General features: G+C 65.0%; 11 protein-coding genes. 10 read left to right on the top strand and 1 reads right to left on the bottom strand.

Annotated features, from left to right (window positions below):
- Nucleotides 1-86 precede the first annotated feature (86 nt).
- The 7 genes from NRG23_RS04185 (at nucleotide 87) to NRG23_RS04215 (ending at nucleotide 8,636) form a co-directional block, all read left to right on the top strand.
- A complete protein-coding gene (locus NRG23_RS04185) occupies nucleotides 87-1,013 on the top strand; it encodes a carbohydrate ABC transporter permease (RefSeq protein WP_110177210.1) in 927 nt (308 codons plus the stop codon).
- Between the two features lie 10 nt (nucleotides 1,014-1,023).
- The gene (locus tag NRG23_RS04190; protein ID WP_028683916.1) at nucleotides 1,024-1,854 is read left to right on the top strand and encodes a carbohydrate ABC transporter permease; all 831 of its coding nucleotides are present in this window, start codon (nucleotides 1,024-1,026) and stop codon (nucleotides 1,852-1,854) included.
- A gap of 148 nt (nucleotides 1,855-2,002) precedes the next feature.
- Nucleotides 2,003-3,106, top strand: coding sequence for an ABC transporter ATP-binding protein (locus NRG23_RS04195; protein WP_110177212.1), 1,104 nt, complete (start codon nucleotides 2,003-2,005; stop codon nucleotides 3,104-3,106).
- A 14-nt stretch (nucleotides 3,107-3,120) separates the two neighbouring features.
- On the top strand, nucleotides 3,121-4,602 hold the full coding sequence (locus tag NRG23_RS04200; protein ID WP_257373811.1) for a mannitol dehydrogenase family protein: 1,482 nt from the start codon (nucleotides 3,121-3,123) through the stop codon (nucleotides 4,600-4,602).
- A gap of 916 nt (nucleotides 4,603-5,518) precedes the next feature.
- The gene (xylB, locus tag NRG23_RS04205) at nucleotides 5,519-7,027 is read left to right on the top strand and encodes a xylulokinase (RefSeq protein ID WP_257373812.1); all 1,509 of its coding nucleotides are present in this window, start codon (nucleotides 5,519-5,521) and stop codon (nucleotides 7,025-7,027) included.
- A gap of 2 nt (nucleotides 7,028-7,029) precedes the next feature.
- A complete protein-coding gene (locus NRG23_RS04210; protein WP_257375126.1) occupies nucleotides 7,030-7,968 on the top strand; it encodes a carbohydrate kinase in 939 nt (312 codons plus the stop codon).
- 50 nt (nucleotides 7,969-8,018) lie between these two features.
- Nucleotides 8,019-8,636, top strand: coding sequence for a lipoprotein (locus NRG23_RS04215; RefSeq protein WP_038579126.1), 618 nt, complete (start codon nucleotides 8,019-8,021; stop codon nucleotides 8,634-8,636).
- 916 nt (nucleotides 8,637-9,552) lie between these two features.
- Here the strand turns inward: NRG23_RS04215 and NRG23_RS04220 are convergent.
- Nucleotides 9,553-10,869, bottom strand: coding sequence for an OprD family porin (locus NRG23_RS04220; RefSeq protein ID WP_257373813.1), 1,317 nt, complete (start codon nucleotides 10,867-10,869; stop codon nucleotides 9,553-9,555).
- A 641-nt stretch (nucleotides 10,870-11,510) separates the two neighbouring features.
- Here NRG23_RS04220 and NRG23_RS04225 point away from each other — a divergent pair.
- The 3 genes from NRG23_RS04225 (at nucleotide 11,511) to NRG23_RS04235 (ending at nucleotide 14,727) form a co-directional block, all read left to right on the top strand.
- Nucleotides 11,511-12,863, top strand: coding sequence for a UDP-glucose/GDP-mannose dehydrogenase family protein (locus NRG23_RS04225; RefSeq protein ID WP_009048938.1), 1,353 nt, complete (start codon nucleotides 11,511-11,513; stop codon nucleotides 12,861-12,863).
- A complete protein-coding gene (locus NRG23_RS04230; protein WP_009048937.1) occupies nucleotides 12,860-13,879 on the top strand; it encodes an NAD-dependent epimerase in 1,020 nt (339 codons plus the stop codon). Before NRG23_RS04225 ends, NRG23_RS04230 begins: the two co-directional genes overlap by 4 nt.
- A 74-nt stretch (nucleotides 13,880-13,953) precedes the next feature.
- Nucleotides 13,954-14,727 carry a sugar transferase gene (locus NRG23_RS04235; RefSeq protein ID WP_257373814.1) on the top strand — a complete coding sequence of 258 codons (774 nt, stop codon included), beginning with the start codon at nucleotides 13,954-13,956 and terminating at the stop codon, nucleotides 14,725-14,727.

Here is a 14,727-nt window from a genome sequence, read left to right on the forward strand (position 1 = left end):
TGGGCGCGTTATCGTTGACGACCATCGCGAGCAAGCTCGCTCCTACAGGGAACCGCGTTACGCGTACCTGAACGGTTGTGATCGCCATGAATACCTCGACTGCCAAAGCTCATTTGCCAATGCCCCAGGTCGCGCGCAAGCACCGCCTGCTCAACCCCGGCTGGTTCCTGGTCAGCCCCTCGGTGGCGCTGTTGCTGCTGTGGATGATCGTGCCGCTGGGCATGACCCTGTACTTCTCGCTGATCCGCTACAACCTGCTGTACCCCGGGGAAAACCAGTTCGTCGGGCTGGAAAATTTCAGCTACTTCCTCAGCGATTCGGGCTTTTTGCCCGGGGCCGGCAACACCCTGCTGCTGGTGGGCAGCGTGCTGCTGATCAGCGTGGTGTTCGGGGTACTGATCAGCGCCCTGCTGGAAGCCAGCGAGTTCCTCGGCCGCGGCATTGTCCGGGTGCTGCTGATCTCGCCGTTCTTCATCATGCCCACGGTGGGCGCGCTGATCTGGAAGAACCTGATCTTCCACCCGGTGTCGGGGATTCTCGCCGCCGTGTGGAAGCTGTTCGGCGCCCAGCCGGTGGACTGGCTGGCCCACTACCCGCTGCTGTCGATCATCATCATTGTCTCCTGGCAGTGGCTGCCGTTCGCCATCCTGATCCTGATGACCGCCATGCAGTCGCTGGACCAGGAGCAGAAGGAAGCCGCACGCCTGGATGGCGCCGGGGCCATCGCGATCTTCTGGCACCTGACCCTGCCGCACCTGGCGCGGCCCATCGCGGTGGTGGTGATGATCGAGACCATCTTCCTGCTCTCGGTGTTCGCCGAAATCTTCACCACCACCAACGGTGGCCCGGGCTATGCCTCGACCAACCTCGCCTACCTGATCTACAACCAGGCGCTGGTGCAGTTCGACGTGGGCATGGCCTCGGCCGGCGGCCTGATCGCCGTGGTCATCGCCAATATCGCCGCGATCATCCTGGTGCGGATGCTCGGCAAAAACCTGACTGACAAGCCCTGAGGTGCGCGCCATGACCCTGCAACAATCCCGCCGCCTGCAAAGCCTGCTGCTCGGCACCCTGGCCTGGGCCATCGCCATCCTGATCTTCTTCCCGATCTTCTGGATGCTGCTGACCAGCTTCAAGACCGAAATCGATGCCTTCGCCACGCCGCCGCAGTTCATTTTCACACCGACGCTGGAGAATTACCTGCACATCAACGAGCGCAGCAACTACCTGGCCTTCGCCTGGAACTCGGTGGTGATCTCCTTCAGCGCCACCGCCCTGTGCCTGCTGATCGCGGTGCCGGCGGCCTATTCCATGGCCTTCTACGAGACCCGTAACACCAAGCGCACCCTGCTGTGGATGCTGTCGACCAAGATGCTGCCGCCGGTGGGCGTGCTGATGCCGATCTACCTGCTGGCCAAGAGCTTTGGCCTGTTGGACACGCGCATCGCGCTGATCGTGATCTACACCCTGATCAACCTGCCGATCGTGGTCTGGATGATTTACACCTACTTCAAGGACATCCCCCGGGACATCCTCGAGGCCGCGCGGCTGGACGGCGCCACGCTGGGCCAGGAAATGCTCCGGGTGCTGCTGCCGATCGCCAAGGGCGGGCTGGCCTCCACCGTGCTGCTGTCGCTGATCCTGTGCTGGAACGAGGCGTTCTGGTCGCTGAACCTGACCTCGTCCAACGCCGCGCCGCTGACCGCGCTGATCGCCTCCTACTCCAGCCCCGAAGGGCTGTTCTGGGCCAAGCTCTCGGCGGTCTCGACCCTGGCCTGCGCGCCGATCCTGATCTTCGGCTGGATCAGCCAGAAACAGCTGGTGCGCGGCCTGTCCTTCGGCGCCGTGAAATAACCAGACGACCCACTACCTGTAGCCGCTGCCGAAGGCTGCGATCGAGCCGCAGGCTCGCCAGCGACCGCACAGGCGCCCAGGCCCCTGCGGTGCCTATCGCAGCCTGCGGCAGCGGCTACACCGAAATTCTGAAATCCGGAGAGATTCCATGGCCAACCTGAAAATCAAGAATCTGCAAAAAGGCTTCGAAGGTTTTTCCATCATCAAGGGCATCGACCTGGAGGTGCGCGACAAGGAGTTCGTGGTCTTCGTCGGCCCCTCGGGCTGTGGCAAGTCCACCCTGCTGCGGTTGATCGCCGGCCTGGAGGAAGTCAGCGGCGGCAGCATCGAACTGGATGGTCGCGACATCACCGAGGTCAGCCCGGCCAAGCGCGACCTGGCCATGGTGTTCCAGACCTACGCCCTGTACCCGCACATGAGCGTGCGCAAGAACATGTCCTTCGCCCTGGACCTGGCCGGCGTGCCGAAAGCCGAGGTGCAACAGAAGGTCAACGAAGCGGCGCGCATCCTCGAACTGGGGCCGATGCTGGAGCGCAAGCCCAAGCAGCTGTCCGGCGGCCAGCGCCAGCGCGTGGCCATCGGCCGGGCCATCGTGCGCAACCCGAAGATCTTCCTGTTCGACGAGCCGCTGTCCAACCTCGACGCCGCGCTGCGGGTGCAGATGCGCCTGGAGCTGGCGCGCCTGCATAAAGAGCTGCAGGCGACCATGATCTACGTGACCCACGACCAGGTCGAAGCCATGACCCTGGCCGACAAGGTGGTGGTGCTCAACGGCGGCCGCGTGGAACAGGTGGGCTCGCCGCTGGAGCTGTACCACAGCCCGGCCAACCTGTTTGTCGCCGGCTTCCTCGGCACGCCGAAGATGGGCTTCCTCAAGGGCCGGCTGAGCCGGGTCGATGGCCAGGGCTGCGAGGTGCTGCTGGAGGCCGGCACCCGCATCCAGCTGCCACAGCGCGGCGCCCACCTGAGCGTCGGCAGCCCGGTGACCCTGGGCATCCGTCCCGAGCACCTGGAACTGGCCCGCCCCGGCGACTGCACCCTGCAGGTCACCGCCGACGTCAGCGAGCGCCTGGGCAGCGACACCTTCTGCCATGTCCGCACCGCGTCCGGCGAAGCGCTGACCCTGCGTATCCGCGGCGACCTGGCCAGCGCCTATGGCCAGCAACTGAACCTGCACCTGGATGCCGAACACTGCCACCTCTTCGATGCCGACGGCGTGGCCGTGGCCAGGCCGCTGCGCGCCGCCGCCTGAACGAGAACCGAACGATGAAACTGAACCGACACAACCTCCACCGCCTGGCCCCTGAAGTGCGGCTGCCCGCCTACGACCTGGCCGAGACCCGGCAAGGCATGGTGCATATCGGCGTCGGTGGTTTCCACCGGGCGCACCAGGCCTATTACACCGATGCCCTGATGAACACCGGCGAAGGCCTGGACTGGAGCATCTGCGGGGTCGGCCTGCGCGCCGAGGACCGCCGCGCCCGCGACGACCTGGCCGGCCAGGACTACCTGTTCACCCTGTTCGAGCTGGGCGACAGCGACGCCGCCGAAGTGCGGGTGATCGGCGCCATTAGCGACATGCTGCTGGCCGAGGACGGCGCCCAGGCGCTGATCGACAAACTGGCCGACCCGCAGATCCGTATCGTCTCGCTGACCATCACCGAAGGTGGCTACTGCATCGACGACAGCAGCGGCGAGTTCATGGCCCACCTGCCGCAGATCCAGCATGACCTGGCCCACCCGCAGCAGCCGAAGACCGTGTTCGGTTTTCTCTGCGCGGCCCTGGCCCTGCGCCGGGCGGCCGGGGTCCCGGCCTTTACCCTGATGTCCTGCGATAACCTGCCGCACAACGGCGCGGTGACCCGCAAGGCGCTGCTGGCCTTCGCCCGCCAGCGCGACGCCGACCTGCACGACTGGATCGCCGCCAACGTCAGCTTCCCCAATGCCATGGTCGACCGCATCACGCCGATGACCAGCACCGCCCACCGCCTGCAACTGCACGACCAGCACGGCATCGACGACGCCTGGCCGGTGGTCTGCGAACCCTTTGCGCAATGGGTGCTGGAAGACAAGTTCGTCAGCGACCGGCCGGCCTGGGAAAAGGTCGGCGTGCAATTCACCGACGACGTCACGCCCTACGAGGAGATGAAGATCAAGCTGCTCAACGGCAGCCACCTGGCCCTGACCTACCTGGGCTTCCTCAAGGGTTATCGTTTTGTCCACGAGGCGATGGCCGACCCGCTGTTCGTGGCGTACATGCGCGCCTACATGGACCAGGACGTGACCCCGCAACTGGCGCCGGTGCCGGGCATCGACCTGAACGACTACAAGGACACCCTGGTGGCGCGCTTCTCCAACCGGGCGATTGCCGACCAGCTGGAGCGGGTCTGCTCCGACGGCTCGTCGAAGCTGCCCAAGTTCACCGTGCCGACCCTCAACCGCCTGATCGCCGACGGCCGCGACACCGAGCGCGCCGCCCTGGTGGTCGCCGCCTGGGCCCTGTACCTCAAGGGCGTGGACGAAAACGGCGACACCTACGCCATTCCCGACCCACGGGCCGCGTTCTGCCAGGCGCTGGTGGCGGATGACGCACTGATCGGCCAGCGGCTGTTGGCGGTCGAGGAAATCTTCGGCACGGCGATCCCCGCCAGCGCGGCATTCACCGCGGCCTTCGAGCGCTGCTACAGCAGCCTGCGCGACAACGGCGTGACCCGCACCCTGGAGCGGGTATTGGCCCGGGGCCGCTGATGCTTGCCTGTCGCCGATGCGTTTCTCCAGGCAGATCGCGGACCCAGGTTTTGCGATTGCGTTGCAATCGATCGCAGCCTCGCGAGCTCGGCAGCGGCTACATAGCCACCGCAAACCCTGTAGCCGCTGCCGAAGGCTGCGATCGGCGGCGTAGCCGACGCAAATCCTGCCGACGCGTTTCTCCAGACAGATCGCGGACTCAGGTTTTGCGGTTGCGTTGCAACCGATCGCAGCCTCGCAGGCTCGGCAGCGGCTACACGGCCACTGCGGACCCTGTAGCCGCTGCCGAAGGCTGCGATCGGCTGCGCAGCAGCCGCAAATCCTGCCGACGCGTTTCTCCAGGCAGATCACGGACTCAGATTTTGCGATTGCTACGCAACCGATCGCAGCCTCGCAGGCTCGGCAGCGGCCACACCGCCACCGCAAATCCTGTAGCCGCTGCCGAAGGCTGCGATCGGCGGCGTAGCCGACGCAAATCCTGCCAACGCGTTTCTCCAGGCAAATCGAGGGCTCAGGTTTTGCGATTGCTCCGCAATCGATCGCAGCCTCGCAGGCTCGGCAGCGGCTACACGGCCACCGCGGACCCTGTAGCCGCTGCCGAAGGCTGCGATCGGCGGCGTAGCCGACGCAAATCCTGCCAACGCGTTTCTCCAGACAGATCGCGGACTCAGGTTTTGCGGTTGCGTTGCAACCGATCGCAGCCTCGCAGGCTCGGCAGCGGCTACACCGCCACCGCGAACCCTGTAGCCGCTGCCGAAGGCTGCGATCGGCTGCGCAGCGGCCGCAAGGCCTGCCGATGCGTTTCTCCAGGCAGATCGCGGATTCAGGTTTTGCGATTGCTGCGCAATCGATCGCAGCCTCGCAGGCTCGGCAGCGGCTACAGTGGGTTTGATTTGAATTTTGTGCAGGTTCATCCATGACGACGCAACAGCTTTTCCTCGGCATCGACTGCGGCACCCAGGGCACCAAGGCCGTCGTCCTCGACGCCGCCAGCGGTGACGTACTGGGCCTGGGCGCGGCGCCCCACAGCCTGATCAGCGGTGCCAACGGCCGCCGCGAACAGGACGTCGGGCAATGGCGCGAGGCGTTCGCCCTGGCCACCCGCCGGGCCTTATTGGCCGCGGGTATCAGCGGCCAGGACATCCTCGGCATCGGCGTGTCCGGCCAGCAGCACGGCCTGGTCCTGCTCGACCCACAGGGCCAGGTGCTGCGCCCGGCCAAGCTCTGGTGCGACACCGAATCCACCCCGCAGAACCAGCGCCTGCTGGATCATCTGGGCGGCGAACAGGGCTCCCTGGAGCGCCTCGGCGTGGCGATTGCCCCCGGCTACACGGTGTCGAAACTGCTGTGGACCCGGGAGCAGCATCCGCAGATATTCCAGCGCATCGCCCATGTGCTGCTGCCCCACGACTACCTGAACTACTGGCTGACCGGCCGCTGCTGCAGCGAATACGGCGATGCCTCGGGCACCGGCTATTTCAATGTGCGGACCCGGCAATGGGACCTCGCGCTGCTCAGGCACATCGACCCCGCCGGCCGCCTGGAAGCCGCCTTGCCGGAACTGCTCGAAGCCCACCAGCCAGTGGGCACCCTGCTGCCGGAGATCGCCCGGCAACTGGGCCTCAACCCACGGGCGCTGGTGTCCAGCGGTGGCGGCGACAACATGCTGGGGGCCATCGGCACCGGCAATATCCAGCCCGGGGCGATCACCATGAGCCTGGGTTCTTCCGGCACCCTGTACGCCTATGCCGAGCAACCCCGGGTCAGCGCAGACGCCGCGGTGGCGACCTTCTGTTCCTCCAGCGGCGGCTGGCTGCCGCTGATCTGCACCATGAACCTGACCAATGCCACGAGCGCGGTGCGCGAACTGTTCGAGCTGGATATCGACGCCTTCAACCAACGGGTGGCGCAGGCGCCGATCGGCGCCGAGGGCGTGTGCATGCTGCCGTTCCTCAACGGCGAGCGGGTCCCCGCCCTGCCCCATGCCAGCGGCAGCCTGCTGGGCCTGACCGCCAACAACCTGACCCGGGCCAACCTGTGCCGCGCGGTGGTCGAAGGCACCACCTTCGGCCTGCGCTACGGCCTGGACCTGCTGCGCCATAACGGTCTGCAAAGCCAGAGCATCCGCCTGATCGGCGGCGGTTCGAAAAGCCCGCTGTGGCGGCAGATGGTCGCCGATATCATGCACACCCCGGTGGTCTGCACCGAGCAGAGCGAAGCCGCGGCCCTGGGCGCGGCGATCCAGGCGGCCTGGTGCCAGTCGCACCACAGTGGCCAGGCGCAGAGCCTGGCGCAGCTGTGCCAGCGCTGCGTGAGGCTCGATGCAAGCAGCGAAACCTTGCCGATAGCGGCCAATGTCGCGGCCTACCAGCAGGCCTATGAAGGCTACCAACAGCATGTGGCAACCCTTTTGAAGAGCGAATGACTATGTACCTGGTCTGTGGTGAAGCACTGTTCGATTTTTTCAGCCAAGACGATGCCAGCGGTCGGGCATCGAGGGTCAACTTCCAGGCAATCGCCGGCGGTTCGCCCTTCAATGTCGCGGTGGGTTTGCGCCGCCTGGGGGTGGACGCGGCGCTGTTCGCCGGGCTGTCCACCGACTACCTCGGCCGGCGCCTGTTACAGGTGCTGCGCGACGAAGGCGTGGGCGAAGACTACCTGCTGCACGTCCAGGCGCCGACCACCCTGGCGATGGTCGCGGTGGGCGCCGACGGCTCGCCGCAATACAGCTTTCGTGGCGAAGGCTGCGCCGACCGCCAGTTGCAACTGACCGACCTGCCGCCGCTCGACAGCCGGGTGCGCGGCCTGCACATCGGCTCGTATTCCCTGGTGGTGCAGCCGATCGCCGACACCCTGCTGGCGCTGGTGCGCCGCGAGCGCGGCCAGCGCCTGATCAGCCTCGACCCCAACGTGCGCCTCAACCCGGCCCCGGACATCCAGCTGTGGCGCCAGCGCATCGACACCCTGGTCCGGCTGGCCGACCTGATCAAGGTCAGCGACGAGGACCTGCACCTGCTCTACCCCGACCAGGACCCGCAGCACGTGATCGAAGGCTGGCTGCGGCATCACTGCCAGCTGGTGTTCCTGACCCGCGGTGCAGAGGGCGCGACGGTGTTCAGTCGGGTACATGGCCGCTGGTCGGCGCCGGCCATGCCGATTAAGATGGCCGACACCGTGGGCGCCGGCGACACCTTCCAGGCCGCTCTGATTGCCTGGCTGACCGAACGACAGCTGGATTCGTTGGAGGGTGTGGCGGGCTTGAGCCGGGACCAGATCGACCAGATGCTCAGGTTCGCCATCCGCGCCGCGGCGCTGACCTGTGGCAAGACCGGACCGGACCTGCCCTATCGCCACCAACTGAACTGATCGAAGGAGCGCCACGCGGCGCTCCCATCGACCCGAATAGAGCCTTGCCTTTGACCCGCTTCGCCTGTGCCGCCGTAGCACTCCCCCTCATCCTGACCGGTTGCGCGACCTCGCCGCCGGCCAACCCCAACGACATCTGCGAGATCTTTCGCGAGAAAAGCGACTGGTACAAGGCGGCCAAGGCCACCGAAGAAAAATGGGGGGTGCCGATCCAGGTGCCGCTGTCGATCATCTACCAGGAATCGAGCTTCAAGCAGGACGCCTTGCCGCCCCGCAAATACCTGTTGTGGGTGATTCCCTGGGGCCGGGTGACCTCGGCGGCCGGCTACCCGCAGGCCAAGGACGAAGTCTGGGGTGACTATCAGCGCAAGGGCGACAACTACTGGGCCAGCCGCACCAACTTCGCCGACGCCACCGACTTTATCGGCTGGTACATGGACCAGACCACGCGGGTCAACGGCGTGACCAAGCAGGACGCCTACCGCCAGTACCTGAACTACCACGAAGGCTGGGGCGGCTACCGCCGGCAGACCTATGCGGCCAAGCCCTGGCTGCAGACCGTGGCGATGAAGGTGCAAAGCCGCTCCAGCCTGTACGGCCAGCAATACGCCGGTTGCCGGGAAGAACTGAACCGCGGCTTCTGGAGCCGCTTCTGGGATTGGTTGTAAGCGCCTGACGCGGATCTCCCGCCTCCGCATTCTCTGTAGCCGCTGCCGAGCACCGCGAGGCTGCGACCGGCTGCAACGCAGCCGCTAAACCAGCGCACGCGGTGTACCTGATGCAACGCGGTTGCCGGGTTTGCGACGGCTGCGCCGCCGATCGCAGCCTCGCAGGCTCGGCAGCGGCTACAAGACACCGCGATCCCCTGTAGCTGCTGCCGAAGGCTGCGACCGGCTGCAACGCAGCCGCCCAACCAGCGCACGCGGTGTACCTGATGCAACGCGGTTACCGGTTTTGCGACGGCTGCGCCGCCGATCGCAGCCTCGCAGGCTCGGCAGCGGCTACACAGCCACCGCGATCCCCTGTAGCCGCTGCCGAAGGCTGCGACCGGCTGCAACGCAGCCGCCCAACCAGCGCACGCGGTGTACCTGATGCAACGCGGTTACCGGTTTTGCGACGGCTGCGCCGCCGATCGCAGCCTCGCAGGCTCGGCAGCGGCTACACAGCCACCACGGCCCCTGTAGCCGCTGCCGAAGGCTGCGATCGGCTGCAACGCAGCCGCTAAACCAGCGCACGCGGTGCCCCTGATGCAACGCGGTTACCGGGTTTGCGACGGCTGCGCCGCCGATCGCAGGCTCGGCAGCGGCTACACAGCCACCGCGATCCCCTGTAGCCGCTGCCGAAGGCTGCGACCGGCTGCAACGCAGCCGCCCAACCAGCGCACGCGGTGTACCTGATGCAACGCGGTTACCGGTTTTGCGACGGCTGCGCCGCCGATCGCAGCCTCGCAGGCTCGGCAGCGGCTACACAGCCACCACGGCCCCTGTAGCCGCTGCCGAAGGCTGCGATCGGCTGCGCAGCAGCCGCAAGGCCTGCCGACGCGTTTCTCCAGGCAACTCGCGGACTCAGCTTCCGGCAGCGCCGTCAGAGGATCGAGAAGTTGTAACTGACGATCAGCCGCGTCTCGTCCACGTCCCGGGCGAACTTCTCGTAGTTGCTGCGGTAGGTGGCGTTACGCAAACGCAGGCTGACGTCCTTGAAGGTGCCGCTCTGCACCACGTACTTGAGTTCGCTGTCGCGTTCCCATTCGCGACCTTCCTGGTCGCTGCCCGGGACCTTGATATGGTCGCCGCTGACATAGCGGGTCAGGAAGCTCAGGCCGTTGATGCCGATGGCCTTGAAGTCGTAGTCATAGCGCAGCTGCCAGGAACGCTCCTGGGCGGCGGCGAAGTCGTTGACCTGCACGTAGTTGACCAGGTACGGGTTGCTGCCATCGAGGTACGGCATCGAGTTGTCGCCGTTCATGCGCTGCCAGCCGGCGCTGAAGGTGTGGCCGTCGATGGCGTAGCCGAGCATGCCGCTCAGGGCGCGGTTGTCGATGGAACCGGCGCGCTCGGCGCCACTGTCGGTACTCTTGAGCAGGCGCAGGTCGGCCTTCAATACGCCCGGGCCCAGCGGCTGGTTGGCCAGCAGGCCGATGAAGTGCTGGCGGTAGATGTCTGCAAGCTCCCCGTAGTGATACTGGCCGGTCAGGCGGTCGTTGAACTTGTAGTCGATGCCGTACATGTCGAAATGGTCGGCGGTGACGTTGCAGGCGTAACGCTTGTTCTTGCAGTGCACGCGGATGTCCTGGGCGTCCGTGGAATCCCGGGCGGTGTAGCGGTCCAGGCGCGCGGCCATAAACGTCAGGTCCTTGATCTCCTTGGACGTGAGCATCGCGCCATTGAACATGGTCGGCAGCAGGCGCCCGTCGTTGTACTTGAGCAGCGGCAGGTCCGGCAGCAGCGCGCCGTACTTGAGCACGCTCTGCGACACGCGCACCTTGGCGGTCAGGCCGAGCTTGGCGTACTGGTCCTTGGAGCCCCGCGGGTCCTGGCCGCTGGACGGCAGCAGGCCGCTGTTGCTGCGGTCGGGGCTGGAGTCGAGCTTGAAGCCGAGCATGCCCAGCGCGTCGATACCAAAACCGACGGTGCCTTCGGTGTAGCCCGATTGCAGGTTGAGAATGAAGCCCTGGGCCGCCTCTTCGCGCTTGGAAGCGCCCTGATCGTTGCTGGTATGACCGTCGCGGAAGTCACGGTTGAAGTAGAGGGTGCGCGACTCGAGCTTGGCGCTGCTGTCTTCGAAGAAGCCCGCGGCCTCGGCCTGGGCGGTAAATCCCGCGCACAGGCAAAGGGCGCCGAGGCCCACCGTTGGATAACGCAGCGGTCGGAATGAGTGCAGCAAAGGGAAAGGGGGACGCATGAAAAGCTCCAGCAGTGCATCGGTAACGCGGACGAAAGAAAGGCAATAGCAATCCATCTGGCGAATCATTTCTGGCCAGGTGAATTGATCAAATCAATGTTGACCCGCAATGATGGCAGATGGCTTTGACGGGCTACACTCGACTTTAGTCTGAAGCTGCTACAGCCTTTGGCACTTCCCGCGCTCTTCCAGCGCACTGTCCCGCCTGCGATAAAGCGATCATTTCCAACACTTTTTTCCGTCGTGGAGGCCCTTGACCGAGGCGCCATTCATTGGGCGATTCCAGAAGTTTTGGATCCAAGCAAGCGTCCGCCGACGATAAAAACGCTGTTTTTTTCACTCAAAAAACTACCGTTCGTCGGCTTTATTTGCCCTTACGAGTTTTGTATCAAGGAATTGACACAATGCTTTCACCACCCTTTCAGACTAACTATCTATTTGATTTTAAAAACAATTAATTAATTTATAAAAGGATCCAAAACGCCATCGTCATTTATACAACACGGCAAAACGCCAATTAACCGTCTCCATGCTGTGGTAGTGTCAAAAAAAGAACGCGAAAAGGACTTGCACCTATTCAGTTCTTTAAGAAGTGGGCAGAAAAAACTCACTCATTACCCATCACGGATGAGGTTCCTCCCTTGGATGTCAGCGTTTTTGGTACCGGCTACGTCGGCCTGGTACAAGCAGTCGCCCTGGCCGACGTCGGCCACAACGTGGTCTGTGTCGACATCGACGGCCAGAAAGTCGCCCAATTGCAGCGCGCCATCGCGCCCATTCACGAGCCGGGGCTGACGACGCTGATCGAAGACAATCTGAAAGCCGGCCGCCTGTCCTTCACCACCCTGGCCCAGGACGCGGTGAACCATGGCGAGCTGATGTTCATCGCGGTCGGCACCCCGTCCAACGAAGACGGCTCCGCCGATCTCGACCATGTGATTGCCGTCGCCCGCGACATCGCCCGCCTGATGCACAGCGACAAGACCCTAGTGATCAAATCCACGGTGCCGGTGGGCACCGCCGACCTGGTGCTGGAAACCGTCATCGAGCAGCTCACCGACCTGGGCAAGTCCGAGCTCAGGGTGCATGTGGTGTCCAACCCCGAGTTCCTCAAGGAAGGCAGCGCGGTGGCCGACTGCATGCGCCCGGACCGGATCATCGTCGGCTGCGCCCATGACAAGCCGCGCCAGCAGTTGAGCGAGCTGTACGCGCCGTTCAATCACAACCGCGACCGCCTGATGTTCATGGATAACCGCAGCGCCGAGCTGGTGAAGTACGCCGCCAACGCGATGCTCGCCACGCGCATCAGCTTCATGAACGAAATGGCCAACCTGGCCGAGCGCCTGGACGTCGACATCAGCGCCGTGCGCAAGGGCATCGGCGCCGACCCGCGGATCGGCTACCACTTCATCTACCCGGGCGCCGGCTTTGGCGGCTCGTGTTTCCCCAAGGACCTCAAGGCGCTGATCCACACCGCCGAGAGCCATGGCCTGGAGCCGCACATGCTCAAGACCGTGCGCGACGTCAATGAGCAGCAGCGCCACGTGCTGTTCCGCAAGCTCAAGGCGCATCTGGGCGACAACCTGCGCGGCAAGGTCATCGCCCTCTGGGGGCTGGCCTTCAAGCCCAACACCGACGACATGCGCGAAGCCACCAGCCGCTACCTGATGGAAGCGCTGTGGGAGGCCGGCGCCACGGTGCATGCCTACGACCCGGAAGCCATGACCGAATGCCGGCGCCTGTACGGCTACCGCCCCGACCTGCAGCTGTGCGCGACCCGCGACGACACCCTGCAATGCGCCGATGCGCTGGTGATCTGCACCGAGTGGAAGGCCTTTCGCGTGGTCGATTTCAACCAGCTGCGCGAGCGCCTCAAGGCACGGCTGATCGTCGACGGGCGCAACCTCTACAACCCGCAACAGGCGGCGGATGCCGGCCTGCATTACCTGAGCATCGGACTACCCTATCGTCTACCGGGGGCGCTCTACGCATGAATATCCTGATCACCGGGGCCGCCGGTTTCATCGGCGCCCATACCGCACTGCGTTTGCTCAAGGATGGGCATCAGGTCACCGGGCTGGATAATTTCAACGACTACTACGACCCGCAACTCAAGCGCGACCGGGTGCGCTGGGTCGAGCAACAGGTGGGCGCCTTCCCGCTGTACTGCCTGGACCTGAGCGATGCCGACGCCCTCGACCGGCTGTTCGCCCAGGTCCGCCCGCAGGTGGTGATCAACCTGGCGGCCCAGGCCGGGGTGCGTTATTCCCTGGAAAACCCCAAGGCCTACCTGGACAGCAACCTCGGCGGCTTTCTCAACCTGCTGGAAATGTGCCGGCGCTACCCGGTCGAGCACCTGATCTACGCCTCGTCCAGCTCGGTGTACGGCGCCAACCATCACACCCCGTACAAGGTCAGCGACAACGTCGACCATCCGCTGTCGCTGTACGCCGCGAGCAAGAAGGCCAACGAGTTGATGGCCCACAGCTACAGCCACCTGTTCGACGTGCCGGCCACCGGCCTGCGCTTCTTTACCGTGTACGGCCCCTGGGGCCGCCCGGACATGTCGCCGATCCTGTTCGCCCAGGCCATCTGCGAAGGCCGGCCGCTGAAGCTGTTCAACTACGGCATGCACCAGCGCGACTTCACCTACATCGACGACATAGTCGAATCCCTGGTACGGCTGCTGGGTAAACCGCCAGTGCGCGACCCGCTGTGGAACCGCGACCAGCCCGACCCGGCCACCAGCATGGCGCCCTGGCGCCTGTTCAATATCGGCGGGCAGCGCCCGGTGGAACTCAAGGACTACGTCGCCACCCTGGAGCAACTGCTCGGGCGCAAGGCGCTGGTCGAGTACCTGCCGCTGCAACCCGGCGATGTGCTGAACACCTGCGCCGATGCCAGCGCCCTGGAGAACGTCACCGGTTTCGGCCCGCAGGTGCCCCTGGCCGAAGGCCTGGGACGCTTCGTCGACTGGTTCCAGAGCTACTACCGGCCGCCACGGGACTGACGAATCACACCGAGCTGCACCGGCGAACCCGCTCGCCGCTTCTACCCACTGCCTATGGAAATACCCCGATGGACATGGAGAGACCATTCTCATCGCCCGCGCCTTCTGCTCCCGATAAGCCGACGCCGGCTGCCGGCCCCGTCCATATCGACCGGCGCAACGACCCGTTCCGGCGCAAGGTCGAGGCCGCCGTCGAGCTGCAACGCCGTGGCTGGCTGACCGGTCGCCGCGGCGGCTGCCCCTGGACCCTGTCCCTGAGCAAGCGCCTGACCTCGACCCTGCTGGCCGCGCTGATTTTGCTGCTGATCGCGCCGCTGCTGCTGGCGATCGCCCTGCTGATCAAGCTGACCAGCCCCGGCCCGGTGTTTTTCGTGCAGCTGCGCACCGGTTTTCGTGGCCGGCGTTTCGGCATGTACAAGTTCCGCACCATGGTGGTCAACGCCGAATCCCTGAAGGACTCGGTGCGCCACCTGAACAAGCACGGCCCGGACTCGGTGGACTTCAAGATCGACCGCGACCCGCGGATCACCGGGATCGGCGGTTTCCTGCGGCGCACCAGCCTCGACGAGCTGCCGAACCTGATCAATGTGCTGCTCGGCCAGATGCGCATCGTCGGCCCGCGGCCGACCTCGTTCCACGCCCAGACCTACAAGGAACACCACCTCGGCCGCCTGAGCATCTACCCCGGCATCACCGGCCTGTGGCAGGTGTCCGGGCGCAGCGATGTGGATTTCGACGGCCGGGTGACCCTGGACATGACCTACATCTTTCAGCAAAGCCCCTGGCTGGACCTGAAGATCCTGCTCAAAACCCCTCTCAAAGTCCTCAACGGCCACGGAGCAAGTTGA

It is taken from the genome of Pseudomonas sp. T8, assembly GCF_024610635.1.
GTDB classification, from domain to species: domain Bacteria; phylum Pseudomonadota; class Gammaproteobacteria; order Pseudomonadales; family Pseudomonadaceae; genus Aquipseudomonas; species Aquipseudomonas chlororaphis_I.

Excerpts from the sequence above, each read along its gene's own strand:
- NRG23_RS04190 (WP_028683916.1), top strand. The coding sequence starts at position 1,024 with ATGACCCTGCAACAATCCCGCCGCCTGCAAAGCCTGCTGCTCGGCACC.
- NRG23_RS04235 (WP_257373814.1), top strand. The coding sequence starts at position 13,954 with ATGGAGAGACCATTCTCATCGCCCGCGCCTTCTGCTCCCGATAAGCCG.
- NRG23_RS04210 (WP_257375126.1), top strand. The coding sequence starts at position 7,030 with ATGTACCTGGTCTGTGGTGAAGCACTGTTCGATTTTTTCAGCCAAGAC.
- NRG23_RS04200 (WP_257373811.1), top strand. The coding sequence starts at position 3,121 with ATGAAACTGAACCGACACAACCTCCACCGCCTGGCCCCTGAAGTGCGG.
- xylB (WP_257373812.1), top strand. The coding sequence starts at position 5,519 with ATGACGACGCAACAGCTTTTCCTCGGCATCGACTGCGGCACCCAGGGC.
- NRG23_RS04185 (WP_110177210.1), top strand. The coding sequence starts at position 87 with ATGAATACCTCGACTGCCAAAGCTCATTTGCCAATGCCCCAGGTCGCG.
- NRG23_RS04230 (WP_009048937.1), top strand. The coding sequence starts at position 12,860 with ATGAATATCCTGATCACCGGGGCCGCCGGTTTCATCGGCGCCCATACC.
- NRG23_RS04195 (WP_110177212.1), top strand. The coding sequence starts at position 2,003 with ATGGCCAACCTGAAAATCAAGAATCTGCAAAAAGGCTTCGAAGGTTTT.
- NRG23_RS04220 (WP_257373813.1), bottom strand. The coding sequence starts at position 10,869 with ATGCGTCCCCCTTTCCCTTTGCTGCACTCATTCCGACCGCTGCGTTAT.